This is a genomic window from Promicromonospora sp. MEB111 (assembly GCF_030209445.1).
Classification (GTDB): domain Bacteria; phylum Actinomycetota; class Actinomycetes; order Actinomycetales; family Cellulomonadaceae; genus Promicromonospora.
In genome coordinates this window covers 168767-195486 of the sequence record NZ_JARVSD010000016.1, presented here as the reverse complement: position 1 = coordinate 195486, position 26720 = coordinate 168767, and the positions used below count along the sequence as shown (strand labels likewise).

20 protein-coding genes are annotated in these 26720 nt (G+C 71.9%); 10 read left to right on the top strand and 10 right to left on the bottom strand.

Going from position 1 to position 26720, the window contains the following annotated elements:
- Window positions 1-46: 46 nt before the first annotated feature.
- Window positions 47-493, bottom strand: a complete 447-nt coding sequence (locus QRN56_RS20100; RefSeq protein ID WP_285106204.1) for an SgcJ/EcaC family oxidoreductase — start codon at window positions 491-493, stop codon at window positions 47-49.
- Between the two features lie 123 nt (window positions 494-616).
- Entirely contained in the window at window positions 617-1324 is a 708-nt protein-coding gene (locus QRN56_RS20095) for an SDR family NAD(P)-dependent oxidoreductase (protein WP_285106202.1), read from the bottom strand.
- 76 nt (window positions 1325-1400) lie between these two features.
- On the opposite strand from QRN56_RS20095, the gene QRN56_RS20090 reads away from it, so the two are divergent.
- Window positions 1401-2015 carry a TetR/AcrR family transcriptional regulator gene (locus QRN56_RS20090; RefSeq protein WP_285106201.1) on the top strand — a complete coding sequence of 205 codons (615 nt, stop codon included), beginning with the start codon at window positions 1401-1403 and terminating at the stop codon, window positions 2013-2015.
- 74 nt (window positions 2016-2089) lie between these two features.
- Window positions 2090-2821, top strand: coding sequence for a hypothetical protein (locus QRN56_RS20085; RefSeq protein WP_285106200.1), 732 nt, complete (start codon window positions 2090-2092; stop codon window positions 2819-2821).
- 39 nt (window positions 2822-2860) lie between these two features.
- Here QRN56_RS20085 and QRN56_RS20080 read toward each other — a convergent pair whose 3' ends face one another.
- Window positions 2861-3571 carry an ArsR/SmtB family transcription factor gene (locus QRN56_RS20080; protein WP_285106198.1) on the bottom strand — a complete coding sequence of 237 codons (711 nt, stop codon included), beginning with the start codon at window positions 3569-3571 and terminating at the stop codon, window positions 2861-2863.
- A gap of 64 nt (window positions 3572-3635) precedes the next feature.
- Between QRN56_RS20080 and QRN56_RS20075 the strand changes: the two genes are divergently transcribed.
- On the top strand, window positions 3636-4112 hold the full coding sequence (locus tag QRN56_RS20075) for an OsmC family protein (RefSeq protein WP_285106197.1): 477 nt from the start codon (window positions 3636-3638) through the stop codon (window positions 4110-4112).
- Window positions 4109-4537: an ACT domain-containing protein gene (locus QRN56_RS20070; protein ID WP_285106196.1), complete on the top strand. Its 429-nt coding sequence runs from the start codon at window positions 4109-4111 to the stop codon at window positions 4535-4537. The genes QRN56_RS20075 and QRN56_RS20070 overlap by 4 nt, the downstream gene beginning before the upstream one ends.
- 60 nt (window positions 4538-4597) lie before the next feature.
- Here the strand turns inward: QRN56_RS20070 and QRN56_RS20065 are convergent, their stop codons facing one another.
- On the bottom strand, window positions 4598-5443 hold the full coding sequence (locus QRN56_RS20065) for an SDR family NAD(P)-dependent oxidoreductase (RefSeq protein ID WP_285106194.1): 846 nt from the start codon (window positions 5441-5443) through the stop codon (window positions 4598-4600).
- A gap of 65 nt (window positions 5444-5508) precedes the next feature.
- On the opposite strand from QRN56_RS20065, the gene QRN56_RS20060 reads away from it, so the two are divergent.
- From QRN56_RS20060 to QRN56_RS27665, 4 genes are all read left to right on the top strand, one after another.
- Window positions 5509-6120 carry a TetR/AcrR family transcriptional regulator gene (locus QRN56_RS20060; protein ID WP_285106192.1) on the top strand — a complete coding sequence of 204 codons (612 nt, stop codon included), beginning with the start codon at window positions 5509-5511 and terminating at the stop codon, window positions 6118-6120.
- Between the two features lie 246 nt (window positions 6121-6366).
- On the top strand, window positions 6367-12711 hold the full coding sequence (locus QRN56_RS20055) for a polymorphic toxin-type HINT domain-containing protein (protein ID WP_285106190.1): 6345 nt from the start codon (window positions 6367-6369) through the stop codon (window positions 12709-12711).
- Complete coding sequence (locus QRN56_RS20050) at window positions 12711-13079, top strand: hypothetical protein (RefSeq protein ID WP_285106188.1); 369 nt, start codon at window positions 12711-12713, stop codon at window positions 13077-13079. The genes QRN56_RS20055 and QRN56_RS20050 overlap by 1 nt, the downstream gene beginning before the upstream one ends.
- A 71-nt stretch (window positions 13080-13150) precedes the next feature.
- Entirely contained in the window at window positions 13151-14089 is a 939-nt protein-coding gene (locus QRN56_RS27665) for a GGDEF domain-containing protein (RefSeq protein ID WP_350224590.1), read from the top strand.
- Here QRN56_RS27665 and kilB read toward each other — a convergent pair.
- A complete protein-coding gene (gene kilB, locus QRN56_RS20040; protein ID WP_285106184.1) occupies window positions 14010-14480 on the bottom strand; it encodes a plasmid transfer protein KilB in 471 nt (156 codons plus the stop codon). The two genes, QRN56_RS27665 and kilB, sit on opposite strands and share 80 nt — an antisense overlap.
- 72 nt (window positions 14481-14552) lie before the next feature.
- Between kilB and QRN56_RS20035 the strand changes: the two genes are divergently transcribed.
- On the top strand, window positions 14553-15368 hold the full coding sequence (locus QRN56_RS20035; protein WP_285106182.1) for a TIGR03619 family F420-dependent LLM class oxidoreductase: 816 nt from the start codon (window positions 14553-14555) through the stop codon (window positions 15366-15368).
- Between the two features lie 18 nt (window positions 15369-15386).
- Here the strand turns inward: QRN56_RS20035 and QRN56_RS20030 are convergent, their stop codons facing one another.
- The 3 genes from QRN56_RS20030 to QRN56_RS20020 form a co-directional block, all read right to left on the bottom strand.
- Window positions 15387-16616, bottom strand: a complete 1230-nt coding sequence (locus tag QRN56_RS20030) for an amidohydrolase (protein WP_285106471.1) — start codon at window positions 16614-16616, stop codon at window positions 15387-15389.
- A 259-nt stretch (window positions 16617-16875) separates the two neighbouring features.
- A complete protein-coding gene (locus QRN56_RS20025; RefSeq protein ID WP_285106181.1) occupies window positions 16876-21567 on the bottom strand; it encodes a S8 family serine peptidase in 4692 nt (1563 codons plus the stop codon).
- 180 nt (window positions 21568-21747) lie between these two features.
- Window positions 21748-22749: a helix-turn-helix domain-containing protein gene (locus tag QRN56_RS20020; protein ID WP_285106179.1), complete on the bottom strand. Its 1002-nt coding sequence runs from the start codon at window positions 22747-22749 to the stop codon at window positions 21748-21750.
- Window positions 22750-22940: 191 nt separating this feature from the next.
- On the opposite strand from QRN56_RS20020, the gene nhaA reads away from it, so the two are divergent.
- Window positions 22941-24827: a Na+/H+ antiporter NhaA gene (nhaA, locus tag QRN56_RS20015; RefSeq protein WP_285106178.1), complete on the top strand. Its 1887-nt coding sequence runs from the start codon at window positions 22941-22943 to the stop codon at window positions 24825-24827.
- Window positions 24828-24901: 74 nt separating this feature from the next.
- Here nhaA and QRN56_RS20010 read toward each other — a convergent pair whose 3' ends face one another.
- Together QRN56_RS20010 and QRN56_RS20005 are read right to left on the bottom strand one after the other, a co-directional pair.
- The gene (locus tag QRN56_RS20010; RefSeq protein WP_285106177.1) at window positions 24902-25789 is read right to left on the bottom strand and encodes a carbohydrate ABC transporter permease; all 888 of its coding nucleotides are present in this window, start codon (window positions 25787-25789) and stop codon (window positions 24902-24904) included.
- Window positions 25786-26688, bottom strand: a complete 903-nt coding sequence (locus tag QRN56_RS20005; protein WP_285106175.1) for a carbohydrate ABC transporter permease — start codon at window positions 26686-26688, stop codon at window positions 25786-25788. The genes QRN56_RS20010 and QRN56_RS20005 overlap by 4 nt, the downstream gene beginning before the upstream one ends.
- Window positions 26689-26720: the final 32 nt, after the last annotated feature.

Below are 26720 nucleotides of genomic sequence, written 5' to 3'. Positions count from 1 at the left end.
GGCCGGTGCCGCGCGACAGGTCCTGCGCGGCTGCTGCTGCGCCCCGCTACTGCACGCGCGAGACGTGGTAGTGGCTGATGAGCCAGCTTCCCTCCTCGTGGACCGCGACGACGGTGAGAAAGACGTTCACCGGTCCGCCGGGGCGGTGGAAGGCGACCGCGGCGTAGCCGAGGGCTGCGTGGTCGCCCAGGGCGCTGGTGCGGACCAGGGTGTAGTCCGCGGTGAGACCCGCGGGCTGCTTGCCGTAGTACGCCGAGACGGCGTCCCGCCCGAAGGAGGGTTCGGGGTCGAAGCCCTGGAACAGGGCGTCCTCGGTGAACTGGGCGGCGATGTGCGCCAGGTCGCGACGGCGGATCCCGTCGGACCACCGGTCGAGCAGCGCGGAGATCACCGCGGTGGCGTCGCCGAAAGCCGTGTCGCCAGGAGCCGTGTCGCCGGGCTGGATCGCGTAGCGCTCGTTCGTGTCGTGCTCGCTGGTGTCGTGCTGAACCATGATTCCTTCTCCTCGTCCCGGTCCGGGGGCCGGTGCGCTGCGTGGCCGTGATGTCCGGCCGGGGGTGTCGGCCGGGCTGCCCGGCCGAGCGCGGGGCGGCCCGGGTGGGCCGCCCCGGGCGGGTCAGTGGCCCGCGATCTGCCCGCCGTCGACGTGCAGGAACTCGCCCGTGACGAAGGGTGACTGCTCCAGGTAGAGGACGCCGCGGGCGACGTCGTCCACCTCGCCGATGCGCCCCAGCGGGTGCAGGCCGGCGAGCGTCTCGTGGGTCTCCTCGGGGTGGAGCGGGGTCTTGATGACGCCGGGGGAGACGGCGTTGAAGCGGATGCCCTCGGCCGCGTACTCGATGGCCAGGGCGCGGGTGGCCGAGGCGATCCCGCCCTTGGTCACGGAGGCGAGCGCGGACGGGAACACCGACAGCGCGCTCTCGACGAGGGTCGTGGTGATGCTCACCACGTGGCCGCCGCCGGCCGCCTGCATGAGGGGGATCGCCCGCTGCGTGAGGTGGAAGAAGCCGGCGACGTTGATGCCGACCATGGTCTCGAGGTCCGCGGCGGTGTACTCGGTGAACCGCTTGGCGATGAACACGCCCGCGTTGTTCACGACCGTGTCGACGCGGCCGAAGCGCTCGACGGCGGTCTTGATGATCCGGTCCGCGGTCGCGGGGTCGGAGATGTCTCCGCTGACGACGGCGAGGTCGTCGGCCTCGTCCCGGTCGATGGAGCGCGAGTTGGCGACGACGGCGTACCCGAGCTGGCGGTACGCGTCGACCAGGCCGGCGCCGATGCCCTGGGACGCTCCGGTGATGACGGCAACCTTGCGAGTGCTCATGGTCTTCTTTCCTTTGTAGACGGTCGGTCAACTACTGGGGTTCCCATTTATAGTTGACCGGTCGTATGCTGTCAACATGCCGAGAAGCTCAGATGGTCGTGAACGCCTGATCGAAGCGGGCGTGGAACTGTTCTCCCAGCGTCCCTACGGTTCGATCGGCGTCGCGGAGCTGTGTGCGCGCGCCGGCGTGAACAAGGGGTCGTTCTACTACTTCTTCCCGTCCAAGGAGGCGCTTGCGCTGGCCGTGATCGACCGGCACTGGTCGTGGCAGAAGGGCGTGTGGACCGGGATCCTCGACGGCCCCGGCACCATGCTCGAGCGGCTGCGCGGGCTGTTCGACGCCACCGCGCAGATGCAGGTCGACGCCTTGACGGGTACCGGCTGGGTCGCGGGCTGCCTGTTCGGCAACCTCGCCCTGGAGGTCAGCTCCCAGAACGAGCCGGTGCGGCTGCGCCTGCAGGAGATCTTCGACGAGCAGATCGAGATGATCTCGGCCCGGCTCGCCGCGGCCGTCGAGTCCGGGGACGTCCAGCCCCTGGCCGACGGCGTCGACGGGGCCGCCAAGGCGATCGTCGCCCAGCTCGAGGGGCTCGTGCTCTTCGCCAAGGTGTTCAACGACCCGTCGCAGCTCGACGCGCTCTGGCGGAACAGCCTGGCGCTCCTGGGCCTGACGGCACCGGCCGCCGCCTGACCGCAGCTCGCCCGACCGCCACTCGCCCCACCGTCTGCCGCCCGGCGTCGGGGCGTGTGCACTACGCTGCGCGCGTGACAGATCAGGACATGACGGGCGCGGCCGCGGGCGGCGCCGCGCCGGTCCTCTCGCCCGACGCGCACCGGCTGGACCTCGGGCGGCTCGGCGCGATCACCCTCGTGGTCGGCATCCTGCTGACCGGCCCGCTCGGCTGGGCGTGCGGCTACGCCGTCGTGACCGACCCCGACCCCGCCGCCAAGTGGATCGCCGGGTTCTTCGGCCTGCTGTTCGGCGGCCTGTGCGTGCTGTTCATCGCCTCGTTCTGGCGGGTCACCCGGCCGCGCGGCATCGTGGTCGACGTCGCGGGCATCTGGTTCTGGCACGGCACGTCCTGGGACCTGGTCCGGTGGACCCAGGCGGAGCGCATCGGGCTGGCCTACGAGCTGCCGCCGGAGCTGCCCACGATCGGCGGGCCCGTCGACCACCTGAAGGCCAAGGTGAGCGGCTGGGTCAAGGGCAAGGTCTTCGGGGCCCTGCGCGTGACCGACAAGCGGGGCATCGCGCTGGAGATCGTGCCGATGCGGGAGGAGGAGCCGGCCGGGATGCCGCGGCTGCGGCGCTACCGCGCCAAGGGCTCCGTCGGTGGTTCGACGCCGGCGCCGTGGCGTGTCCCGCTGCCCGCCGGGTACCACTCCTTCGAGCACCTGGTCGCCGCCGGCGAGCGGTTCGGCGGGCACACCTGGGAGGGCTGGTTCCGCCGGCAGTGGACCGGCGGCGCGGGTCGCGGGCCGCGCGCGACGGACTGACCCGGCCTACCTGACCCGCGCGCGACGGACTGACCCGGCCTACCTGACCCGCGCGCGTCCCGGCTCCACCAGGTCGAGGCCCCACGTCTCCCGGACCAGCAACCGTCCCGAGTCGGTCACGTCCAGGCCCCGTCCGGACCGGTGCCGGGTCACCCAGCCGGCGTCGAGGAACCGCGTACCGACGGCGGAGCCGAGCGCCCCGGCCAGGTGCGGCCGGCGCTCGGTCCAGTCCAGGCAGGCCCGGGTGGTGGGGCGCCGGGCGGTGACGGCGCCGTCGACGTCCACCCCGAGCTCGCGCAGCCCGACGGCGCCCGCGTCGGTCAGGGCGAGCTCGTCGCGCCCGGCGAGCCAGCCGGACCGCACCCAGGCGTCCGTCAGGCCGGTGCCGAGGCGTCCGGCGAGATGGTCGTAGCAGAACCGCGCGGCGGCCAGGTACTCGGCCCGACGGCTGCGGCGGTACCCCGAGACGGGCGCGGCGTCGGCCAGCACGCCGAGGGACTCCAGCGCGGCCGCGACGTCCTGGCCCGCGAGGGCGTAGTAGCGGTGCCGACCCTGCGTCCGGGCGGTCACGAGCCCGGCGTCGACCAGGACGGTCAGGTGCTCCGAGGCGGTCGAGGCGCTCACGCCGGCCGCCGTCGCCAGCTCGCCCGCCGGACGACTGGTCCCGTCCAGGAGCAGGTTGAGGAACACGGAGCGCGCCGGCGTGGACAGCGCCCGGCCCACCACGGTGAAGTCTCGGTCCCGGGCCATCGCCCGACGGTATGGCGCGGACGTTTCGGCGTCCACCGAAGGGTTTCCGACCTACGGTCCCGGCATGAGCCAGCCACCCAGCACGCCGTCCCACCCCTACGCCACCCGCCTGCACTGGGCCGGTTCCACCGGCGGCGGCATCCGCTCCTACTCGCGCGACCACGTCGCGACCGCCGCACCCGCCACCCCCGTGGTCGAGCTGAGCGCCGACTCCGCCTTCCGCGGGGACCCCGACCGGCTCAACCCCGAGCAGCTCGTGGTGATGGCTGCGTCGTCGTGCCAGATGCTCTCCTTCCTCGGCGCCGCCGCCCGCGCCGGGGTGGACGTGCTCGCCTACGACGACGATGCCTCCAGCCACCTGGACCTGACCGCCGCGCCCCAGCGCCTCGGGACGATCCGCCTGGCCGTGACCGTCCGCGTGGCCGCCGGGACCGACGAGGCGCTGGTGCGGGACCTGGCCGAACAGGCGCACCACGCCTGCTACGTGGCCGCCTCGCTGGCGGTCCCCGTCGAGGTCAGCCTGGCGGTGACGGTCGGATGAAGGGGCACCTGCGGGACCTGGAGGTCCGCCTGCCCGACCGCCCCGGGGCGCTCGCGGACCTGGGCGAGGCCCTCGGTGCGGCGGGCGTCAGCCTGGAGGGCGGCGGCGTCTTCACGATGGGCGACGTCGCGGTCGCCCACTACCTGGTGCACGACGGCGCCCGCGCGCTCCGGGCGGTCACGGCGGCGGGGCTCGGCCCGGCGGTGGTGCGCGACGTCGTCCTCGCCCGGCTGGACCAGGAGACTCCCGGCCAGCTCGGCACCCTTGCCCGGCGCCTGGGCGACGCCGGGGTCGACGTGCGGGTCCAGTACAGCGACCACGTGGGCAACCTGGTGCTGCTGGTCGCCGACGACGACGTCGCGGCCTGCCGGGAGACCGTCAGGAGCTGGGGGCGGCGCCGTCAGGCCGTCGGCCGCGAGAGGTGACCGCGGGATGCGACTGCGGCGCCGCCAGGACCTGGCCCGACGGCCCGGCGAACACACGCCTCAGCGGACGGGTACGCCCACCAGCTCCGCCGAGCGGTCCCAGAGCCGGCGGGCCAGGTCCGCGTCGAGCGCCTGGGGGTGGGTGCGGCGGGCCACCCGGCCGCGCTCGTAGTACGCGCCCGACTGCCAGTCGACGCCGGGCTCGGTCTGCGCGAACCGGACGAGCTGTGCGGCGCCGCGCTCGGGCGTGGCCAGGACCAGCTTGCCGATCCGGCTCCGGTACAGGGGCCGCATGAAGCTGGTGCTCTCGGCCGCGAAGTTCGTCGCGACGCCGCCCGGGTGGAAGGCGACCGACGACAGGCCTCGCCCGTGGAACCGCCGGTGCAGCTCGGTGGTGAACAGGATGTTCTCGAGCTTGGCCGTGCCGTAGGCGAGGTGTGGCGTGAAGTCCCGGTCGTGGTCCAGGTCGTCCAGCTCGAGGTGGCCGAACAGCCGCGCGCCCGCGCTCGACGTCTGGATGACGGTCGCGCGGCTCGCCAGCAGCTTGTCGAGCAGCAGGTTCGTCAGCAGGAAGGGCGCCAGGTGGTTGACCTGGAGCGTCCGCTCGAAACCGTCCTCGGTCTTGGTCCGGTCACCCAGGATGCCGCCCGCGTTGTTGGCCAGGACGTCGATCCGGGGGTAGGTCTCGTCGAGCGTCGCGGCCAGCCGGTGGACGTCGGCGAGCCGGGCGAAGTCGGCCACGAGGTGGTCCGCGCCCAGCGGGCGGGCGACCAGCTCGGTCTTGTCCGGCGAACGCCCGACGACGACGACCTGGTGTCCGGCGCCGGAGAGCGCGCGGGCGGCCGCCGCGCCGATCCCGTCGCTGGCGCCGGTGATCACGATGGTCTTGCGAGCGGGGTTGTCCATGTGACACAGCATGCGTTGACTGGCACAGTGTGTCAACCACGGCGCATCGTGTAACCTCGACGCTCATGAACGAGGCGCGCACCGGTCTACGAGAACGCACGCGGCGAGCGATCCAACGGGACATCGCCGAGACCTCGGAACGGCTCTTCGTCGAGCGCGGCTACGACGCCACGACCATGGCGCACATCGCCGAGGCCGTCGGCATGTCCCGGCGCACGCTCTACCGGTACTTCGCGACGCGCGAGGAGATCGTCCTCGGCAAGCTCGATCTCGTGGCCGAGGACCTGCTGGCGACGCTGCGCTCGCGGCCCGCCGGCGAGCCGTTGTGGGTCTCCATGCGGCACTCGTTCGACCTGCTCATCGCCTACTTCGACGAGCCGCGCAAGGTCGAGTTCGCCGAGCCCATGCAGCGCGTCATCTTCGGCACGCCGGACCTCCTCGCGCGCTACCTGGAGAAGCTCGAACGGGTGCAGGGCGCGGCCGAGCAGGTCGTGCGCGAGCGCGCCGCGGCGGCGGGCCGGGCGTGGGCGGACGACGACCCCACGCCGCGCGCCGTCGTCGCCGCCGCGCTGGGCTGCCTCCTTGCGGCACAGCACGCCTGGCTCGCCGGAGGTGCGACGAAGTCGTTCGCGGACCTGGTGGACCAGGCCATGGGGGCCGTCGAGCCGCGGGCCTGAGCGTCCGAGGTCCGGGGGGGCGCCGGGCGCCCGAGGGTTCGCGGACGAATATCTGCCGCATTTCTCGCGGGTGAAGAACGCGCTGACCTGCGTGTTTCATGTCGACTGAATGCATACGTACACGAAAAGCCGGATAAAACCAGTTGAAGGAAGCGTTCAGCGTGCTCACACTCGTTGTCGGGTGACCGTCCAGGGGCGGCTCCGTCGACGAACTGCTCAGGAAACACACCAACACGGGGGTTGGCGATGTCCGAGGCACGTGCGCACCACCTTGTCAGCACCTGGTTGCTCCGACGCTGGCTGGCGCTGGCAGTAGCCGTCGGCTTCTCGGCGTCGTTGCTGATCGCCGTGGCACCGCTGGAACAGGCCGAGGCGGCGTCCGTGCCGCAGGCCGCCACGCCGGGGCAGGGCCCGGCGGACCGGGCGATGCCGGACGGTGTGCGGCGGTCGACCGGCTACGCCGAGGACGAGCGGCCGCCGGTGGTGCCGGAGGCCGTGCGGGCCGGGGGCGAGCCGGCCGAGGTGACGGCGACGGCGTGGCGAGCGCTGACGGCCCCCACCGCCACGAGCGCTCGCCCGAGCGCCGCCGCCGGAGGCTTCACCGGGATCGACCTGCGCCCGGGCTTCGTGCTCGGTGATACCTCGCTGGTCCTGTACTTCGACGGCGGCGAGGTCGATCCCGACTGGACCGCCGCCGTGGTGCGGCTGTACGAGGGGGACGAACAGACCGAGCAGGAGTCGGTGCGGCTGAGCCGCGCGGAGCTGGAGGGCCCGCGGTTCTGCGGCGGGGCCGAGTTCTGCCGCAGCTTCGGCGCCCAGGACGGCTGGGAGCTCGACGAGGACAAGAACTACTTCGTCACGGTCGCGGCGGTGCTGCCGGGCGGCGACGAGGTGGTCTCGGAGCCGTCGGGCGACTCCCGGCCGCGCGCGACGATCCTGCCGCCGGCGATCCCCGACGACCAGGCGGCAGGCTGCGGGTGCGGGAACGCGCTGGCCCCCACCGCCGTCGGGCAGGCGAAGCGCGGCGTGGGCGTCAACACGGGCACCGGCGCGTTCGTGCGGGTCGAGCGCGACCTGCAGATGGCCTCGTTCGGCATCCCGTTCGCCAGCGCCCGCACCTACTCCTCGGCGAACAACCGCCAGGGGCCGTTCGGCGTGGGCTGGGCCTGGTCGTACGACATGCGCGTCACCGAGACGGACGACGGCGTCATCGTGCGCGCCGAGGACGGCGCCGAGGCGCTCTACACCCCGGACGGCGACGGGTACACGCGCCCGCCGGGCGTGCGCTCGAACCTCCGCAAGGACGGCGACGGCTGGGCGCTGGTCACCCCTGGGCAGGTGCGGTACCGGTTCGACGCCGCGGGCCGGCTCGCGGCCGTGCTCAGCCCGCGCGACGACGGCGTGCGCCTGGCCTACGTCGAGGTCGACGACAGGGGCCGCGACAAGGGCCACGACGTGGACCGTGACGAGGTCAGGATCACCGACGCGTCGGGGCGTACCGCCGTCGCGCACCTGGCCGACGGGCTGATCGACAAGGTGGTGCTGCCGGACCGGCGCCAGGTGCGCTTCGAGTACGCCGACGGCCTGCTGGCGAAGGTGAAGGACGCCCGCGGGAACGTCTGGGAGTACCGGTACGACGCTGAGGGGCGCCTGGCCGAGGTGGTCGACCCGCACGACGTGGTCGCGGTGCAGAACGAGTACGGCACCGGCGGACGCGTCGTCGCCCAGCGCGACGGGGTGGGCGCCGAGATGACGTTCGCGTGGGACGCGGACAAGCAGGAGGCGCGCAGCACCGACGCCGACGACGTCTCCGTCTACGACGGCTACCGCGGCAACGTGCTGCTCTACAGCCAGCGCAGCACCGGCGACGCCGACAACCACCGGTACAACGCGCGGCTGGACCGCAACCTCGTGGTCAACGGCAACCAGTACCAGCACGTGGTCCGCTTCGACGCGCAGGGCAACCCCACGCAGGCCGTGGCGCCGCAGGGCTTCGACGAGAAGACGAGGTACGACGACCGGAACAACCCGATCGAGTTCACCGACGCGAACGGGAACGTCTGGAAGAACACGTACAACGCGTTCGACGAGCTGGTGCGCAGCGTCGACGCCGAGGGCAACGACATCACGCACGAGTACGACGACCGCGGCCTGCGCACTTCCACGACGGACCAGCGGGACAAGGTCACGCGCTACGAGTACCTGCCGGACGGCGAGGAGAACGCGGGGCTGCTGTCCGCCGTCGTCTCGCCGGAGGGGCGCCGCAGCGAGCTCTTCTACGACAGGACCGGGCGCCAGGTGGCGCAGACCGACCCGCGCGGCACCGCGGACCCGCGCGACCGCCGGCGCTACACCACCGAGACGCACTACGACGAGCAGGACCGCGTGGTCGAGGTCGAGGAGCCGGGCAAGACCCACGGCTGGCGGTCGGTGTTCGACGACGTGGGCCGGCTCGCCCGCGAGATCTCGCCCGAGGGCGTGGTCAGCAGGTACCACTACCTCGACAACGGCCTCCAGTCGAAGGTCGAGGCGGGCGGCCGGGTGCTCGTGTTCGGGTACACGGCGGCCGGCCGGCGCAAGTCCGAGGGCGTGCGGATGCGGGGCGACGACCTGACGACGTCGTACACGTACGACGCGAAGGGCCTGGTCAAGACCGTGACCTCGCCGCGCGGCAACGTGCCCGGCGCCGACCGGGCGGACTTCACCACGGAGTACTTCTACGACGCCAACGACAACCCGGTCCGGATGCGCATGCCGTACCCGGGCGGCGAGCACGTGGACCGCGACATCAAGGTCGACGCCCTGGACCGGACGACGGCGTCGATCAACGAGCTGAACAAGACGTCCAGCTTCGAGCGGAGCAACACCGGCCAGGTCAGCTCCGTGACGGACACCAAGGGCCGCACCACCACGATGGGGTACGACAAGAACGGCCGGCAGACGACGCGCACCGACGCCGGCGACAAGACGACGCGCACCGAGTACGACGCGGCGGGCAACAAGATCAAGGAGATCTCGCCGACCGGCGGTGTCACGACGTACGCGTACACCGACGACGGGCTGCTCGCGTCGGTGACGGAGCCGCGCGGCAACGTCGAGGGCGCCGACAAGGCGCGCTTCACCACCCGCTACGAGTACGACCTGGCGGGCAACCGGGTGCGCGAGATCGACCCGCTCGGCAACACGACGTCGACCACCTACGACGCGAACAGCCGCCCGACCGAGGTGACGGACGCGCGCGGCGGGACCACCTACGTGGCCTACCGCGACGACGACCAGGTGAGCCACGTGCGCCAGCCGGACGCGCCGAGGCTGCCGCTGTTCTCGCAGGCCTTCGCGACGGTGCTCGCGTACGACGACGACGGCCGCGTGGTCGGCGTGCGCGACCCGCAGGGCGGGCGCACGCAGGTCACCTACGACGACGCCGGCCGCCCGACGGCCACCACCGACCCGCTGGGCCGGACCACGCACGTGGGGTACGACGCCGAGTCGAACGCCGTCTCGAGCATCACGACGGACCGGCGCGAGGACCTGGACGACCTGAGCGATGCCGAGCGGGCCGAGCGCACGATCACCTCGGTGTACGACCTGCGCAGCCGGCTGACCAGCCAGCAGGTGGGTTCGGGCGGGCCCGCGTACACGTACGGGTACGACGCGAAGGACCGGACGACGTCGTACGGCGACCCGCTGGGTGTGCGCACCGTGACGTACGACGACGAGGACCAGATCACCAAGGTGGTCCGGGAGGAGGCGAACCAGGCCACCGAGACCTTCACCTACGGGTACGACCAGCGCGGCAACATCACCGACCGCACCTACCCCGACGGCACGACGATCACCTCGACGTACGACGACGACTCGCGGCTCGCCTCCACGACGGCGGCCGGCGGTTCGGTGGGCGCGAACAGCGCGCGCTGGGAGTACGCGTACGACGTCGCCGGACGCCGGACGGCGACGACGCTGCCGGCGACCACGGGCCTGACCGAGGAACGGGCGTACGACGACGCAGGTCGGCTCACCTCGATCGGCACCGAGCGCACCGGGGACCCGGTGGACGGCGTGCAGGACCCGGTGTCCGCGTTCGACCTGACGCTCGACGAGGTGGGCAACCCGACGAAGGTCATGACCACGCGCGGCGGCGTCACCGAGGGGGTCGCGTACGCGTACGACGACGCGAACCGTGTGACGGACGCCTGCTACGCGGCGCACGAGTGCGGACCGAGGAGCAAGGCCGCCGGCCGGATCTCGTACGAGTACGACCTGCTGGGCAACCGGACCGAGCAGAAGCGGACCGGCACGGCCGGCGACGACCTGACGCGGTACACCTACGACCACGCGAGCCAGCTGCTGCGGGAGGTCACGTTCGGCACCAAGGACGGCCGGCCGGACGTCGAGCGCAAGGAGTACGGCTACGACCTGCTGGGCAACCAGACACGCGCGGGCGACGACCGCCTCGAGTACAACCTGGACAGCACGCTGGCCCGGGCGACCGTGGGCGGGGTGCGGACGAACTACACCTACGACGCGACGCGGATGCGCCTGGACGCGATCACGGGTGTCGGCGCGGGCGCGAAGACCCGGCACTGGTCGTGGGACATCAACGGGTCGCTGGAGAACATCGCCGTCGACACCCTGACGGACGTGAACGGCGTGGTGCAGGGCCGGCAGGCCTTCGCCTACGGGCCCACGGACGAACCGCTCGCGCTGCTGGAGACGCAGGGCGGGGCGCACGTCTACACGCACGACTGGCTGGGCGGCGTGGCGAACATGCTCTCGGCCGACGGTCAGGTCGAGGAGGGGTACGACTACGACCCGTTCGGCAACCCGCGGCAGGGGGCGACGCTCGCCGGGGCGGTTGCCGAGGCGGCGGGGGGTGCTGCCGGCGAGGACGCCTCAGGCGACACGGCCTCTGGTGACGGAGCCTCGGCCGACGGCGCGACGCTGACCGGCGTCGGACCGCTGGCGGACGCCCGGCCCGGCGACACGATCAAGAACCCGATGCGGTTCGCGGGCGCGTACCTCGACCCGACGACGGGCGAGGGCAACTACGCGATGCGGGCGCGGAACTACGACCCGGGCACGGGGCGGTTCTCGTCGATGGACCCGGCGGGCGCGCAGCCGATCGGATCCTCGCCGTACGCGTACGCGGGCAACAACCCGATGGTGTTCACGGACCCGACGGGCGAGCGGGAGATCGAGGGTCCGACGGGCGGCGGCACCACCGAGAGCCCCACCGGCGCGGACACCACGTCCAACCCGAACGATCCCGGCGCGGAGGTCGAAGGCCCGAGCGCCGAGGACGTGGCCAAGGCGCAGCAGCTTCAGGGCAAGTCGATGCTCGACGTCATCCTGGAGGCCGGCGGGCAGATCCTCATGGAGTTCCTCGGGATCAACGACCTGATGAGCTGCCTGAACGGCGACCTCGGCGCGTGCGTGATGCTCGTCGTCGGTGCGCTGCCCTGGGGCAAGATCTTCAAGGCGGCGAAGATCGGTGAGGCCATCTACAAGGCCGGCAAGGCCGTGCTGACCTTCTCCAGCGAGCTGAAGTGGGCGCAGAAGATCCTCTCCGGCGCCAAGAAGGCGAAACAGGCCGCTGAAGCCGCGAAGGCGGCGGCCGCGAAGGCAGCCCGGGAGGCTGCGGCGAAGGCGGCCAAGGCGAAGGCTGCGGCGGACGCGAAGGTCAAACAGCTCGCGGCCCAGGCGAAGGCCAAGGCACGCGCTGACGCTGCGAAGAAGAAGGCTGACACCACCGGCAAGGGTGACACAGGAAAGGTCAACGAACCGGCGCCGAGCTGTCCGGTCAACAGTTTCCTGCCAGGCACTCTCGTCCTGCTAGCGAATGGTGCCCGAAAGCCGATTGAGAACGTCGAGCCAGGCGACGAGGTTCTGGCTGCCGGTGAGACGACCGGCGACCTGGCGGGCAGTCGTCTCGTCACCGCGCACATCACAGGCACTGGTGAAAAGAACCTGGTCACGCTCACGGTTGTGGACGCTGCCGGCGACAAACAGAAGATCGTGGCTACCGACGGGCACCCGTTCTGGAGCCCGGAGAAGCGGATGTGGGTCGAGGCGATCGATCTCCGGTCCGGCCAGTGGCTCAAGACCAGCGCCGGTACATGGGTCCAGGTGGTGCACGTCGACATCGGGCGCGAGCACGCGACGGTGCACAACCTCACCGTGGACCAGGACCACACCTTCTACGTGTCCTCGGGCGTCGATGACGCTGCGGTACTGGTTCACAACAGTCTTGAGAACCCCTTCCTGCAGAACCTCGTGAATGCGATGTCGCACGGTGTCGGCAGTGCGGATGCCATCGGTGATGGAACGGCTCTGGCCGCAGCCAACCACCAGGTTCTTACCGGGCAGCTGGTGAACAATACGGATCACGTGCTCAGCACCGCCCCGTACCGGGCCAGACTGGTGAGCATGCTGGCGGGAACCGCGACTCACAAGCCGAAGGGCGGCAGGAGGCAGGCCATCGTGCTCAGTCCCCGTGATCGTGAGATCGCGGAAGGAATGGTCCAGGCGATCGACGATGCACACGCGGGCAGGTACAAGGGTTCATGGGGCGACTACGGGGTGGGGTGCTGATGGAGACCAGTGAGCTCTTCGCACGCGAGCTGGCGAACACGTTCGCATCCTTCCGAGATCAGCTGGAGGGCTATCTCGACGACGGCAATGATGGATTTGCGTACGTGTTCCTGGCTGTCGAGGTCACTCCCGAGTTGCTGGCCGCCTACAACGCGAGTGAGGCGGGCGAGTTCGTCGAGCTCGATTGGCGTGCGCTGCTCGCGTTTCTGGATGGCTGGTTCATACGTGGCGACCCGGATGTCGACAATGTGATCAAGGCATCGTTCCTCCTCCAGCTTCCGGGACCAGAGCAGCAGGGTAGCGAGATCGTCGAGGAACTACCCGAAGGTCTGCGACTGGGCTTGGAGAGCGTGCGCGGCGGTCGCTGATACCGATACTGCTGGTCAACTCGTCGAGCAGAGGTCGGATGGCTTGTCGATGAGATGTTGTTCAGGGCCGAATGTGCCGGTCGGTTGCGGGGGTGGTGGTGTTGTGCGCGACACACTGCTCCATGAGCTGTTGGCACCCGACCCAGGTGCGCGAACTTCGTGATCGCTCGCTTGTCGTCGCTCTCTCATTCGCGATTCTCATTGCTTTCACATGGCTGCGACTGCGAACAGCGAAGCAGCGTGCGGCTGATGCAGAGCGGAAGGCGGCCGAGGCTGACAGACAGTCCGCAAAGGTCGCAGGTGAGCTCCGCATCGCGCGCCGACAGCTTGGGGAACACATGCGGCGGCTGCGGGAGACGGAGCGCCGGCTGCTGCTGGCCGAGCATGACGGGCTTACCCAGGTATGGGCGCGCGGGGCATGGGCGCGGCGTGTCGAGCACGCCCTGGATGATGGCGTTCCGATCGTTCCCGCTGTTGTCCTGATCGCGGATCTTGATTCCTTCAAGTCGATCAACGACACATATGGGCATGAGGTGGGTGACCGTGTGCTGCGGGCCGTCGCGGAGCGGCTGCAGCGTCATTTTGCGCCTGACGATCTGATCGGCCGCTGGGGTGGAGACGAGTTCGTCCTGGCACTGCAGGAGGTTCCGGAGGCAGAGGGTATGGAAAGGCTTCGAGAAGAGATCGGGAGACCGATCGGAGCACGCGGGGTTGCGTTGAGCGTCGCGGTGTCTCTCGGAATGGCAGCGGTGGAGCCGGGGGCGACACTCGATGCCCTGATGCGGGCTGCTGATACCGCGCTCTATCAGGCCAAACGCCGGGCACATGGCTGGACCGGTATAGAGACCAGGCTTGCAGTGCGCAGGTGGACGTCACTTTCAACTCGTCGCGGCGATTCGAGGGTGCGATCAGACCGAGGCGTCCCGCGAGCTATGCCACCTCGACGTGCTTGCGGGCTGTCTCCACGAAACGAAAGATGCTTGCCTTGGCTGCGTCGCGGGCATCGCTGAGCTCCTCGGCCGGGAGGTCGGCCGTGAGGAGGTCGATGTCGTCCATCGCCTGCTGGCCCAGTTCGATCAGCTCCTTGGACTCCGTCACGAGCTGGACCCGGAAGAGCGCTTCGAGCGCGTTCGTGCGCATCCGGTAGCTCTCGTACCTGAGCGCTTCGGGGTCCCCGGCGCGCTCCCTGTGCTCGGCGAACCAGCGGTCGATCTGCGCGCGGCGCAGGTTGACCAGCGCGCCGCCGAACGTCGTGTACGCGCTCACCCGCTCCTGCCGGAGGCGTTCGCCGCGTTCGAAGCGCTCCGCGTCGGCGCGGTTGCGGCGCTGGAAGTAGTGGGTCGCGAGCGAGCCGAGCAGGGTTCCGAGGACGGCGACGACGCTGGTCACGATGATCTCCACGGCCCGAAGCAAACCATGCGGGCGCGCGGTGGGGAAGGGAATGGGAGCGGGTCCGGGCGGGTTCGTTCAGGCATGGAGCTGCAGGTGGTGCTGCCCGACGAGTCCCCGGCGATGCCGGTACGGACCCTGGTCGACCTGGCGCGGACGGCGGAGGACCTCGGGTACACGACGGCGTGGCTGCCCGACCACGTGCTGCCGCCCGGGCAGTACGGGGCGACGTTCGGCGGCGTGTACGAGCCGCTCGTGACGATCGGGCACCTCACCGCGATCACCGAGCGCCTGCGGTTCGGCACGTCGGTGCTGGTGGTGCCGCTGCGCGACCCGTTCGTGCTCGCCAAGCAGGTCGCGACCCTGCACCGGCTCTCCGGCGGCCGGGTGGTCCTGGGCGTCGGGGTGGGCTGGAATGTCCCTGAGTTCGACGCCGTGGGCGCCGACCACGCCCGTCGCGGCGCCGTCACCGACGACGCCCTGGCCCTGCTCCGGCACCTGTTCGTGGGCGGACCGGCGCCGTACCGGGGCCGGCGCTTCTCCTACGAGCAGGGCGTGTTCGAGCCGGTGCCCGACGGGCCCGTGCCGATCATGGTCGGCGGGAACAGCGACGCCGCGCTGCGCCGCGCGGCCCGCTACGGCGACGTCTGGCAGGGTCTGCCCGCGAGCCCGGCCGCGTTCGCCGAGCGAGCCGCGGTGCTCGCCGACCTGGCGGGCGACCGCGCCGTCGCGCCCGCTCTCCGGGTCGGCTGGGACGGGCGGACGCCGGTCGCGCAGGTCGCCGACGCCGTCGTCGCCTACCGCGAGGCCGGGGCCGCCCAGCTCGCCGTGCACTTCGGGGAGCACGAGGGCACCGCGGAGCGGATGACGGCGCTGGTCGAGGCCCTGGCCGCTCGCTGAGGGCCCGCTCGCTGACGGCTACGCGCCGAGCGGCGTCTCCAGCCGGTCCAGTGCCGCCACGACCAGCGCCGTCACGCCCGTCTCCAGGGTGGGGTGCGGCACGGGCGCGAACCGGGGGGAGTGGTTGGACGGGATGTCCCGGTCCGTCGTGCCCGCCTGCTCCGCCGCGAGGAACGCGGCCGGGTCCCAGCCGCCGAGCAGCCAGTAGACCAGGGGGACGCCGACGGCGGTGGCGAGCACGCTGACGTCCTCGCTGCCGGACACCGCGCCCGGGTCGATGACCCGCTCGGCGCCGAACCGGGCGGCCAGGGCCGCGCGTGTGCGCTCGGTCTCGGCCGGGTCGTTGAACAACGGCGGGAACGACTCGCCGGGCGTGATCCGCGGCGGCTGCGGCGCCCCCGCGGCGGCGGCTTCCGCGTGCACGATGCGGTCGATCGCGCCCAGCACGCGTGTCCGCACGGCCTCGTCGAAGGACCGGATGTTCACGCCGAGGTTGGCCTCGTCGGGGATGATGTTCTCCTTGGTGCCCGCCTGGAGCCGGCCCACCGTGACGACGGCGGCGTCGCCGGCCGCGACCTCGCGCGAGACGATCGTCTGCAGCTTCAGCACCGTGGAGGCTGCCATCACGACCGGGTCGACCGTGGCCTCCGGCCGTGACCCGTGGCCGCCCCGGCCGATCAGGCGGATGTCCAGGATGTCGGTGCCCGCGAACGCCGGCCCGGCGTGCAGCCCGAGCAGGCCCGCCGCGACCGGCGCGACGTGCTGCCCCAGCACGATGTCGGGGCGCGGCACGAGGTCGTACAGCCCGTCGTCGACCATGGCGCGGGCGCCCGTGCCGAGCTCCTCCGCCGGCTGGAAGACGACCACCAGCGTGCCCGACCACGCGGACCGGCCCTGCGCCAGCACGTCGGCGGCGCCGAGCAGGGCGGTGACGTGCACGTCGTGCCCGCACGCGTGCATGACGCCCGACTCGACGCCGTCGGCCGTCGTGGTGCGGACGGTGCTGGCGTAGGGCAGCCCGGTGTCCTCCGTGACGGGCAGGGCGTCCATGTCGGCGCGCAGCAGCACGCACGGCCCGTCGCCGTTGGTCAGCACCCCGGCGACGCCGGTCCCGCCGACGCCGGAGTGCACCACGTACCCGGCCGCCGCGAGCCGCTCCGCGACCAGGGCCGCCGTCCGGGTCTCCTCGTACGACAGCTCCGGGTGCTCGTGCAGGTCCACGTAGATCTCGCGCAGGTCCGGCAGCATCCCGGCGAGAGGAGCGAGCACCGTGTCGACGTCGGGGGCCGTGCCCCGCACCGCAGGAGGAGTCGTCATGCGCTCACCCTGCCACCGCCGCCCGCACGGAGCGCGGCGAGCAGGCCAGGGGCAGGTGGTCCGTGGAAGAGCGGATGGTCGGCAGAACGCCAGGTGGTCGGCAGCCCGAGCTGCCGACCACCTGACGTCCTACCGACCACCGGGGCGGTCAGCGGCGGCGCGCCCCAGCGCGCCGCACCTCAGCAGTGCCTCAGCGCCGCTTCACCTCCAGGTCCGCCGTCGCCTCGGAGCCCGCGAGCTCGTCGGTCCCGGCGTACTCCGCCGTGATCGTGTAGTCGCCGGCCCGCAGGAGCGGCGGCACCAGCACGTCGGCCTTCCCGTCGCGCAGCCTCACCGTCCGCTCGTACGGGTGCCGGTCGTCCTCGCGGCCCACGGTGACGGTCACGCGGCCCGACGGCGTGACGTCGTCGGCGGACACGGTGACCTTGACCAGGAACGGCTCCAGCGGGCGGACCGAGGCCGGGGCCTTGATCTGCGTCGTGGTCGCCGCGGGCAGCAGGTCGGCGGGCACCAGCGCGCTGACGGCGGTGCGGTGCACGCCGCCCTCGTCGGTGCCGGCGTAGACCCAGGCGCCGTCGGGGCTCACGGTCAGGGACCGCACCGACATCGCCGTCAGGTCGTGCGACGCCGACGCCCACGTGGCGCCGCCGTCCGCCGAGACGAGCACCCCGGCGCCGTTGGCCGCGAGGCCATACGGGCGCCAGCGGGCCGCACCCGCGACCAGCAGCTCGGTGCCGGCGGCCGGGCCGTCCGGCACCTCGACGGCCACGAACGTGCCCACCGCGGCGGACGTGTTCGGCACCTCGGCGTCGGCGAAGGTCCTGCCGCCGTCGGTGCTGACCCGGATCCCCGGCGTCTCGCCGACCACCACGTGGTCGGTGTCGGCCGGGTCGACCCACACGGACCGCACCTCGTCCTGCGTCAGCCGCGTGATCGTCCTGCCGAGGTCGTCCGACCGGTACAGGCCGGACGTCGTCGCCAGCCAGAGCCGGCGCTCGTTCGTCGGGTCGACGACGATCTGCTGGACGTACACCTCGTGGGCGTAGCTGGTCCAGGTCTCGAACCCGTCGGTCGAGACCATGAGGCCGGTGTCCACGAGCGAGGTGTAGCCCACGGCCACCGTGTCCTCGGCGTGCGGGGAGACGGCCAGCGCCGTCGGGCTGAAGCCGCCCGTCGGGCCCACCTGGGTGAGGTCGGCGTCGGACTCGCCGGCGCCCGCGGTGAGGATGCGCCCGCCGCCGAACGCGTTGGTGCCCACGGCCCAGACGTCGTGGTCGCCCAGCGGCGACTGGGCCACCTCGGAGACCTGGCGGCCGATGACGCCCTCGTGGCCGATCGAGCCCCAGTCCTGCGCGTCGGGGCCGAGGTCGGCCAGCGACTGCTGGTGCAGGCCCTCGAAGTCGACGGCGCGCAGCACGGGCTCGCCGTCGGCGTCGACGCCGGCGTGCACACCGGAGACGTCGGAGCCGGAGACGCCGGCCTTGGTCCACTCCTCGCCGTCGTCGGTCGTGTAGATCCCGGCGTTCTCCATCGACATGACGATCTGGGCGTCGGGGGTCCCGGGCCAGTGGTCGACGTCGGTGGCGAGCGGCCCGCGCACGGGCAGCGGGTGGGTCTGCCACGTCCTGCCGAGGTCGTCGCTGGTGCTGTACGACGACAGGCCCGACGCGTACACGGTGCCGTTCGTCAGGGTGGTGACCGTGACGTAGGACTGCTCGGTGTCGGCGCCCTCCGTCCAGGTTGCCCCGCCGTCCGCCGAGGTCAGCGAGACGCCGTCCCCGCGGACCAGGACCGCGGTGGACCCGTCGGCCACGACGCCCTGCGGGCGGTCGGCGTAGTCGGTGGTCACGTACGGCCGGGTGACCTCGCGGCCGCCGGACAGCACGTCGGCGATCCGGTAGACGCCGTCGTAGGTGGCGATGAGCAGGTCGTCGTCCGCGAACGCGGCGCCGTACACGAGCCCGTCCCACTCCGGGGCGACGCGGCTCCAGCGCTGCCCGCCGTCCCTGCTCAGGTAGAGACCGGCGTTGGTGACCGCGGCCAGCGCGTCACCGTGGGCGACGAGCTCGCTGATCGCGACGTCGGGGAAGGGCAGGACCGTCCAGGTGGCCCCGGCGTCGGGCGTGTGCACGATGCGGCCGGAGTAGCTGGGGTCGAGCGTGACCTTGCCGGCGGCGCCGTTGAGGGCCACGTAGAACCCGCCGGGCGTGGCCGTGTCGGCCACGGGGATGCCCCAGCCGTCGGCGACGGGCATGCTGCGCACCCGCTGCCAGGTCCGGCCGTAGTCGGTGGTGACGAACGGGTGCACGCCGGACCCGGCCATCGCCAGGCCGGTCCCCGGGGTGGTGGGGGAGGTGGCGAGCTCGCGGGCCGCGCCGGAGAGGCCGACCTGCTCCCACTCGCCCGGCTGGTCGGCGCCCTCGGACTGCACGCCGCCGGTACCGGTCAGGGTGCGGCCGGTCACGGTCGCGCGGGCGTCGAGCCGGTAGGTGCCGGGCTCGTCGAGCGGCACGGTGCCGCGGAACCAGCCGGGGCTGGTGCTGACGGCGGTGAGCGCGGCGGTGTACTTCTCGCCGGACGGGGCGGTCGCCGTCGCGGTGGGCGTCGCCTCGGGCGTCATCGGTGCGTAGACGAAGACCTCGGTGCTCCCGGTCGCCAGGGTCGGCGAGGACTGCACCTGCAGCGGGCGCACGTAGGCCGCGTACGGGATGCGCACGGTGGTGCCGTCCGAGACGGCGCCGACCACGACGCCGGAGGTCTCGGTGTCACCCGCGTCCGGGCTGGTGGTGTCCGGAGTGACCGTGAGGTCGACCGAGGCGCTGCGGCCGGCCGGGATCTTGACCTGGCGCGCGGAGAGCTCGGCCTTGCCGGTGCTCGTCGCTGCGGGCTTCGCCGACAGCTTGACCGTCACGGCCTTGGTACCCGAGTTGCGCAGCACGACGGTGCTGGTCCGGGCGGGCTTGCCGCCCATGTCGGCCAGCCCCAGGGAGACGGCGTCGGGGGCTGCCGTGACCTTCTGGTCGACGGCGGCGGCGACGTCGAGCTTGCCGGCGCCCTGGGCGGACGGCGACACGTCGGCGTCGTCGGACTCCAGCGGCTGCGCGCTGCCGATGAGGGTCGCGCGGAGCTGCTCGGCGGTCTGCTCGGGACGGGCCTGGGCCAGCAGGGCGGCCGCCCCGGCGACGTGCGGCGCGGCCATCGAGGTGCCGGACATCCGGTACTGGTCGCCGTCCACCCCGAACATGGCCGGGATGTCGGACATGATCTCGAAGCCGGGCGCCACGATCTCGGGCTTGAGCGTCATGGCGTCGCTCGGGCCGCGGGAGCTGAAGTCGGTGATCGTGTCGGTGCGGTCGACCGAGCCGATGGTGCCCGAGACGGTGCCGGCCGCGACCTCGGCCTTGAAGGTCTGGTACTGCGCCGAGGCGATGTTCATCATCACCAGGGACTCGCGCCGCAGATCGAAGCCGCCGCCGGCCAGGATGTTCGCGGACCCCTGGGGACCCGCGCCGCCGTCGCCTGCCGGGTCGGTCGGGCTGGGCGTGTAGAGCAGGGCGCCCACGGCGCCGTGCTCCTCGGCGAGCTGGGCCTGCAGCAGGTGCGGGCCCTGCACCTGGCCCAGGGAGGTCGTGGTCATGCTCTGCATGACGACGATCGCGCCGCGCACGTCGCCGGCCTGCTCGTAGTCCTCCTCGTCGAAGCCGTCGCCGACGTCGACCAGGCGGCCCGTGATGCCCTCGGCCGGCGGGTTGGCCGACATCGGGAAGCGGGTGACGTCCAGCGGGCGGGGCGCGTCGCCCTCGTGGGCGCCGTCGAGGGTGAGCGTCGGGTCGGCGACGCCGGTCACCTGCGCGCCGACGGCGATGACGCCCTCGGCGGCGGCCGGTGAGCTGACGGTCTGGTCGTAGGGGCCGGAGTTGCCGGCCGCGGCCACGACCACCACGCCCTGCCGCACGGCGGCGGTGGAGGCGCGGCCCAGCGGGTCGGTGCCGTCGCCGGGGGTGCCGAGGCTCATGTTCACGACGTCGGCCGGGTGGTCGCCCAGCGGGTTCGTCGCGGCCTCCAGCGCGAGCAGCAGGTCCTCGGTGGTGCCGCCGCCGTTCGCGTCCATGGCCTTCCACGCCGTGAACGTCACGTCGGGCGCCATGCCGGTCAGGTTGTCCCCGCCGGCGCCGACGATGCCGGCCACGTGGGTGCCGTGCATGTGGTCGTCCATCGGGTCGGCGTCGTCGTTGACGAAGTCGTAGCCGTCGACCACGCGGTGGCCGGGGCCGAACCCGCCGCCGAGGTCGGTCAGCGTGTAGTCGATGCCGGTGTCGATGATCGCCACGGTGCGGCCCTCGCCCGTGACGGGCGCGCCGTCCGCGTCGGTGCGCTCCCAGACCTGCGGGGCGCCGGTCGCGGGGATGTTCGCCTCGTCGCCGAGGATGCGCACCGCTGCGCTCTCGGTGACGCGCGCGACGCCCGGGGCGGAGCGCAGCTCGGCCAGGTCCGCGGGGTCGACGGTGGCGACGACGGCGGACAGCAGACCGGTGACCGACTCGGGCTTGTCGAGCTCGACGCCCTCGCTCTCGGCCCAGGACGTGACGCCCTCCTGTGCCTCCTCGACCTCGTCGACGGCGGCGCGGTAGTCGGCGGCGAAGGCGCTGCGCGCCCGGGCGGCCCCGGCTCCGGTGGCGGTACGTGCGGCGGCGACCGCCTCCTGGCCGACGACGTCGGCGGCCGTGGGGGAGTCGAGCTCGATGATGACGCGCACCGGATCGGCGTCGGGTGCGGCGTCCGGGGCCGCGACTGCGGCTCCGGGTGACAGGACCAGGGAGGCCGAGACGAGGGTGCTCCCCAGGAGGAGACCCCGGCGACGGCCGGAGGGCAGAGGTTGCATGAGGGCTGTCTAGTCCGCGCTACCCTGTGCGAGCAATGGGCGTAATGGCCGTATCTGGCCACTGGCCGGTACCGGCCGCAAGGTTTTACACGGGCGTCACGCGGCAGGGTACTTTTCACCCCGCCTGCCGACGTGTCAGACGCTCAGGTCACTCGGGTGACCTGAGCGTCCGACACGTCGTCAGAGCCAGCCCTTGCGGACCGCCTGGACTCCCGCCTGGAAGCGGTTGGCCGCGCCCAGCCGGCGCAGCAGGTCCGCGCTGCGCCGCCGCAGCGTCCGCTCCGAGAGGCCGAGCTCTCGCGCGATCGCCTCGTCCTTGGCCCCGGAGCCGAGCAGCGCGAGCAGCGCCCGGTCGTCCTTGCCCGGGCCGCGGTCCGGGGGAGCGGTGCCCTCCAGGCTGTCGGACGCCGGGATCTCGACCGCGTCGGCCCACACCGCCTCGAAGGCCGCGACCAGCAGGTCCACGAGCGGCCCGCCCTCGACGACGACGGCCGCCGGCCGCAGCGCGTCGAGGTCGGAGCTGACCAGCGCGGTACGCCGGTCCGCGATCGCCAGCTTGGTGGGCAGCGTCCGCGCGATCCGGGCCTGCTCGCCCACCGACGCCGCGTACCGCAGCTCCGCCCACGCGCCGGGGATGTCCAGCACCTCCGCCGCGTACACGGCCCGCCACTGGACGCCGCGCGCCAGTGCGAGCGGCTCCACGGGGTTCTCGTCCGCGAGCACGTACGGCGGCCGGTCGAAGGCCATGAACTCGCCCGTCACCTCGTGCTCCAGGCGGGTGTACCAGGCGCCGATCAGCGCGGGGTCGTCGATCACGTGCACGCCGGCGCCGGAGCCCGCGGCGTCGGAGGCCTGCTCGAACAGGCCGGCCAGGTCCGGGATCGTCGCCCGGACCCGGTCGAGCTGCGCCGCGGTGCGGTCCGTGAGCGCCCGCAGCGCCACGCGCGGGTCGACCGCCGTGTACTCGCCGTCGCCCCCGCTGGTGCGGTTGATCAGCCCGGCCGCGCGCAGCCGCGCCAGCATCCCGGCCGGGTCGGTGCTCTCCAGCGGCACGTCCTGCGCGACGTCGTCCACCCGGACGGTGCCCTGGGCCAGCACGTACCGGTAGACCAGCCGGGTGTCGTCGTCGATGCCGACGGCCTCGAAGTCGCTGTCGAGGTCGGTCTCGGGATCCAGGGGCATGGGGGTCAGCGTAGGTCAGGCGGGCGGGGCCGGGCTGGTGGGGCGGGCGGGCCGGAGGGGGCCGGGCCCGACGTCGTCCGGGCGCGGGTGAAATTACCCGGCGCGCGGCGACGCGCCCACTAATCTGAGCGACAAGAATCACTACTTTTCATGCTGACCGGCCGTGGTGACCCGCGACAACAGGAGAAAAGATGGCGAACCTGACCATTATCGAGCGGTCACCCGACCCCGAGACGCACGACCCAGGGCCGCGGTGGCCGTCCATCGCCGTGTGGATCCGCTCGCTCGGCCAGAGCCGCCTCGGCGCCCTCCTGCTCCTGGTCGGGACTCTCGCGGCCATCCTCTGGGCGAACATCTCCTACGAGTCGTACACCGAGTTCTGGGAGACGCACCTCAATGTCGGCGTGGGCGACTTCCAGCTCGAGTTCACGCTGCACGCCCTGGTCAACGACGCGCTCATGGCGATCTTCTTCTTCACCGTCGGCCTGGAGGTGCGGCGCGAGTTCGCGATCGGCGAGCTCACGAGCTGGTCGCGCGCCATGGTCCCGGTGGCCGCCGCCGTCGCCGGGCTCGTGGTGCCCGCCGTGCTCTACGTGCTCATCGCGCGGGGCTCCGGCTGGGAGCACGCCTGGGGGGTCGTCATCTCGACGGACACGGCGTTCGTCGTCGGCGCGCTCGCCCTCATCGGGCCACGCGCGCCCGGCCGGCTCAGAGTCTTCCTGCTGGCGCTCGCGGTGGTCGACGACATCGGAGCCCTGAGCATCATCGCGCTCGTCTACACCGAGAACTTCGACCCGCTCCCGCTGGTGATCGCCGCCGTGGGCCTGGCGGGCGTCTACCTCACGCGGTACGTGCCCACCGGCCGCGGGCCCATCTACGCCACGCTCTCGATCATCGTCTGGGCGGCGTTCCTGGCGTCCGGCGTGCACCCCACGCTGGCGGGCGTGGCCATCGCGCTCCTGGTGCCGGTCTACCGGCCCAGCCGGCGCGACGTCGAGCACGCGCTCACCCTGGCGCGTACGTTCCGGCAGTCGCCGAACAGCGACTACGCGCGGGCCGCGGCGAACAGCCTGCGCGAGTCGATCTCGATCAACGAGCGGCTGCAGTCGGCCTACGCCCCGTACGTGGCGTACGTGATCCTGCCGCTGTTCGCGCTGGCCAACGCGGGCGTGCAGATCAACGCGGAGATCCTGGCCGCGGCGGCCGGCTCCGCGATCACCTGGGGCATCATCGTGGGCCTCGTGGTCGGCAAGTTCATCGGCGTGCTGGGCACCGGGACGGTCATGCGCGTGTTCCGCCTCGGGGACCTCGGGCCGGGGCTGACGCTGGACCGGCTCGCCGGCGGCGGCGCGCTGTGCGGCATCGGCTTCACGATCTCGCTGTTCATCGTCGACCTCGCGATCGAGGACGCCGCGGTGCAGAACGAGGCACGGGTGGGCGTGCTCACGGCGTCGGTGGTCGCGTTCCTGCTCGCCGCCGTGATCTTCAAGACCTCGGACCGCGTGCACCCGTCGAAGGAGGCGGGGGCCACGCTGCTGCGCCCCGTCGACCCGGCCCGGGACCACGTGTTCGGCCCGGCGGACGCGCCGTACACGCTGGTGGAGTACGGCGACTTCCAGTGCGGGTTCTGCTCCAAGGCCTCGGGCGCCATCCAGGAGGTGCACCGCGAGCTCGGCGACCGGCTGCGGTACGTCTGGCGGCACGCGCCGCTGGACCGGTACCACCCGAACGCCGTCGCGGCCGCCGAGGCGGCGGAGGCCGCCGCGCTGCAGGGCAAGTTCTTCGACATGGAGCGCAGCCTGCTGCTGGACCAGGAGAACCAGCTCCCCTCGGACATCGTCCGAAGGGCGGAGGAGCTCGGGCTCGACGTCGACCGGTTCGAGCGGGACCTGACCTCCCCGGAGGTGGCGGGCCGGGTGCGCGACGACGTGCTCGACGCCGAGGCGATGGAGGTCACCGCGGTGCCGACGTTCTTCGTCAACGGCCGCCGGCACACGGGCCCGTACGACGCGCAGTCCCTCATCCACGCCCTGGAGACGACGGCCCCCGCGCCGTCGTCGCCCACGGCCGACGCCTGAGACGTGTCAGACGTACAGGTCACCGGAGTGACCTGTACGTCTGACACGTCGGGCCGACACGTCGGGGGAGCGGGTCAGCCCTTGACCGAGCCCGACATCAGGCCGCCGACGAAGTACTTGCCGAGGATGATGTACACGATCAGCGTCGGCAGCGACGCGAACAGTGCGCCCGCCATGGAAACGCCGTAGTTCTGCAGCAGCGCGCCGTTGGCGAGGTTGTTCAGCGCCACGGTCACGGGGCCGTTCTGGGACGACGAGAAGAACACCGCGAACAGGAAGTCGTTCCAGGCCGACGTGAACTGCCAGATGAGCACCACGACGAAGCTGGGGATCGAGATCGGCAGCACGATCGACCAGTAGGTCCGCAGCATGCCCGCGCCGTCGACGCGCCCGGCCTCGATCAGCTCGTGCGGCACCGTCGAGTAGTAGTTGCGGAAGATCAGCGTCGTGATCGGGATGCCGTAGACCACGTGCAGCAGGATCAGCGTGGGTACACCCGTGGGTATGCCGAGGTTCAGCACGAGCTGGGTCAGGGGGATCATCACGGCCTGGTAGGGGATGAACATCCCGAACAGGATCAGCGTGAAGACGATGTCCGCGCCCCGGAAGCTCCAGCGCGAGAGCACGAACCCGTTCAGCGAGCCGAGGAACGCCGAGATGATCGAGCTCGGCACGACGATCGCCAGGGTGCGCCCGATCGCGGGCGCCAGCGTGGTCCACGCCATGGCCCAGTTCTCCGTGGTCCAGATCTGGGGCAGGGCCCAGGCGCGGCTCGGGTCGGCGTCGCCGGTGCCCTTGAAGCTGGTCACCAGCAGCACGTACACGGGGATCAGCACGACGATCAGGAAGAAGATCAGCCCCACGTACTTCAGGGTGCGCGCCAGCGAGTACCGGCCCTTGTGGACGCGCGGCGCGACGGGCGGCGGGCGGTGGGCGGTGAGCTGTTCGGCCTCGGCGGTCATCGCTTCTCCTCGCGGTTCGTGCGGACCAGGTAGGGCACGATGACGATCGCGACGATGATCAGCAGGATCGAGCCGACGGCGGCGGCGTTCGCGTAGTCGAAGCTCGACTTGAACACGTACATGTCCACGGCCGGGACCTTGGTCTGGTAGTTCGCGGGCTTGGAGATCGACATGATGAGGTCGAACGCCTTGAGCGACATGTGGCCGATGATGATCAGCGCGGACAGCGCGACCGGCGAGAGCTGCGGGAACAAGACGTACCGGTACATCTTCCACTCGCTCGCGCCGTCGATCCGCGCGGCCTCGCGCAGCTCCTCGGGGATGCCGCGGAACCCGGCGAGGAACAGCGCCATCACGTAGCCGGAGAGCTGCCAGATCGCGGGGATCGCGATCGCGACGATGCCGAACGTGACGTTGTTCCACCAGTTGTTCTGCAGCGCGTCGAGCCCGACGATCTGGAACAGCCGGTTCAGGCCGGAGGCCTGCTCGTCCTGGTTGGAGTTGAGCAGCCAGCGCCACACCACACCCGAGGCGACGAACGAGACCGCCATCGGGAAGAGGTAGACCGAGCGGAAGATCCCCTCGCCCTTGACGGGCTTCTCGAGCATCCAGGCCCACAGGAAGCCCATGACCATGGTCCCGGCGAGGAACACGACCGTGTACAGGACGAGGTTCATCAGCGAGTGCTGGAAGTCCTCGCTGGCCAGCAGGTCGAGGTAGTTGGTGAACCACACGAAGACCGCCGGCTTCTGCCCGGTGGCCTGGGCCGCCGTGTGGTTGTCCGTCAGGGACGTCGTGAAGTTGGCGGCGATCAGCCCGTAGACGAAGACGCCGACGAGGATCAGGGACGGGGCGAGCATGAGCAGCGGTGGCCCGACTCGCCGCAGTTTGTTCAGCATGTAGGTACCTCGGGAGGGTGGGCGCAGCCGCG

Coding starts and splice junctions, on each gene's coding strand:
- QRN56_RS20100 (WP_285106204.1), bottom strand. CDS start 493: ATGGTTCAGCACGACACCAGCGAGCACGACACGAACGAGCGCTACGCG.
- QRN56_RS20095 (WP_285106202.1), bottom strand. CDS start 1,324: ATGAGCACTCGCAAGGTTGCCGTCATCACCGGAGCGTCCCAGGGCATC.
- QRN56_RS20090 (WP_285106201.1), top strand. CDS start 1,401: ATGCCGAGAAGCTCAGATGGTCGTGAACGCCTGATCGAAGCGGGCGTG.
- QRN56_RS20080 (WP_285106198.1), bottom strand. CDS start 3,571: ATGGCCCGGGACCGAGACTTCACCGTGGTGGGCCGGGCGCTGTCCACG.
- QRN56_RS20075 (WP_285106197.1), top strand. CDS start 3,636: ATGAGCCAGCCACCCAGCACGCCGTCCCACCCCTACGCCACCCGCCTG.
- QRN56_RS20070 (WP_285106196.1), top strand. CDS start 4,109: ATGAAGGGGCACCTGCGGGACCTGGAGGTCCGCCTGCCCGACCGCCCC.
- QRN56_RS20065 (WP_285106194.1), bottom strand. CDS start 5,443: ATGGACAACCCCGCTCGCAAGACCATCGTGATCACCGGCGCCAGCGAC.
- QRN56_RS20060 (WP_285106192.1), top strand. CDS start 5,509: ATGAACGAGGCGCGCACCGGTCTACGAGAACGCACGCGGCGAGCGATC.
- QRN56_RS20055 (WP_285106190.1), top strand. CDS start 6,367: ATGTCCGAGGCACGTGCGCACCACCTTGTCAGCACCTGGTTGCTCCGA.
- QRN56_RS20050 (WP_285106188.1), top strand. CDS start 12,711: ATGGAGACCAGTGAGCTCTTCGCACGCGAGCTGGCGAACACGTTCGCA.
- QRN56_RS27665 (WP_350224590.1), top strand. CDS start 13,151: ATGTGCCGGTCGGTTGCGGGGGTGGTGGTGTTGTGCGCGACACACTGC.
- QRN56_RS20035 (WP_285106182.1), top strand. CDS start 14,553: ATGGAGCTGCAGGTGGTGCTGCCCGACGAGTCCCCGGCGATGCCGGTA.
- QRN56_RS20030 (WP_285106471.1), bottom strand. CDS start 16,616: ATGCTGCCGGACCTGCGCGAGATCTACGTGGACCTGCACGAGCACCCG.
- QRN56_RS20025 (WP_285106181.1), bottom strand. CDS start 21,567: ATGCAACCTCTGCCCTCCGGCCGTCGCCGGGGTCTCCTCCTGGGGAGC.
- QRN56_RS20020 (WP_285106179.1), bottom strand. CDS start 22,749: ATGCCCCTGGATCCCGAGACCGACCTCGACAGCGACTTCGAGGCCGTC.
- nhaA (WP_285106178.1), top strand. CDS start 22,941: ATGGCGAACCTGACCATTATCGAGCGGTCACCCGACCCCGAGACGCAC.
- QRN56_RS20010 (WP_285106177.1), bottom strand. CDS start 25,789: ATGACCGCCGAGGCCGAACAGCTCACCGCCCACCGCCCGCCGCCCGTC.
- QRN56_RS20005 (WP_285106175.1), bottom strand. CDS start 26,688: ATGCTGAACAAACTGCGGCGAGTCGGGCCACCGCTGCTCATGCTCGCC.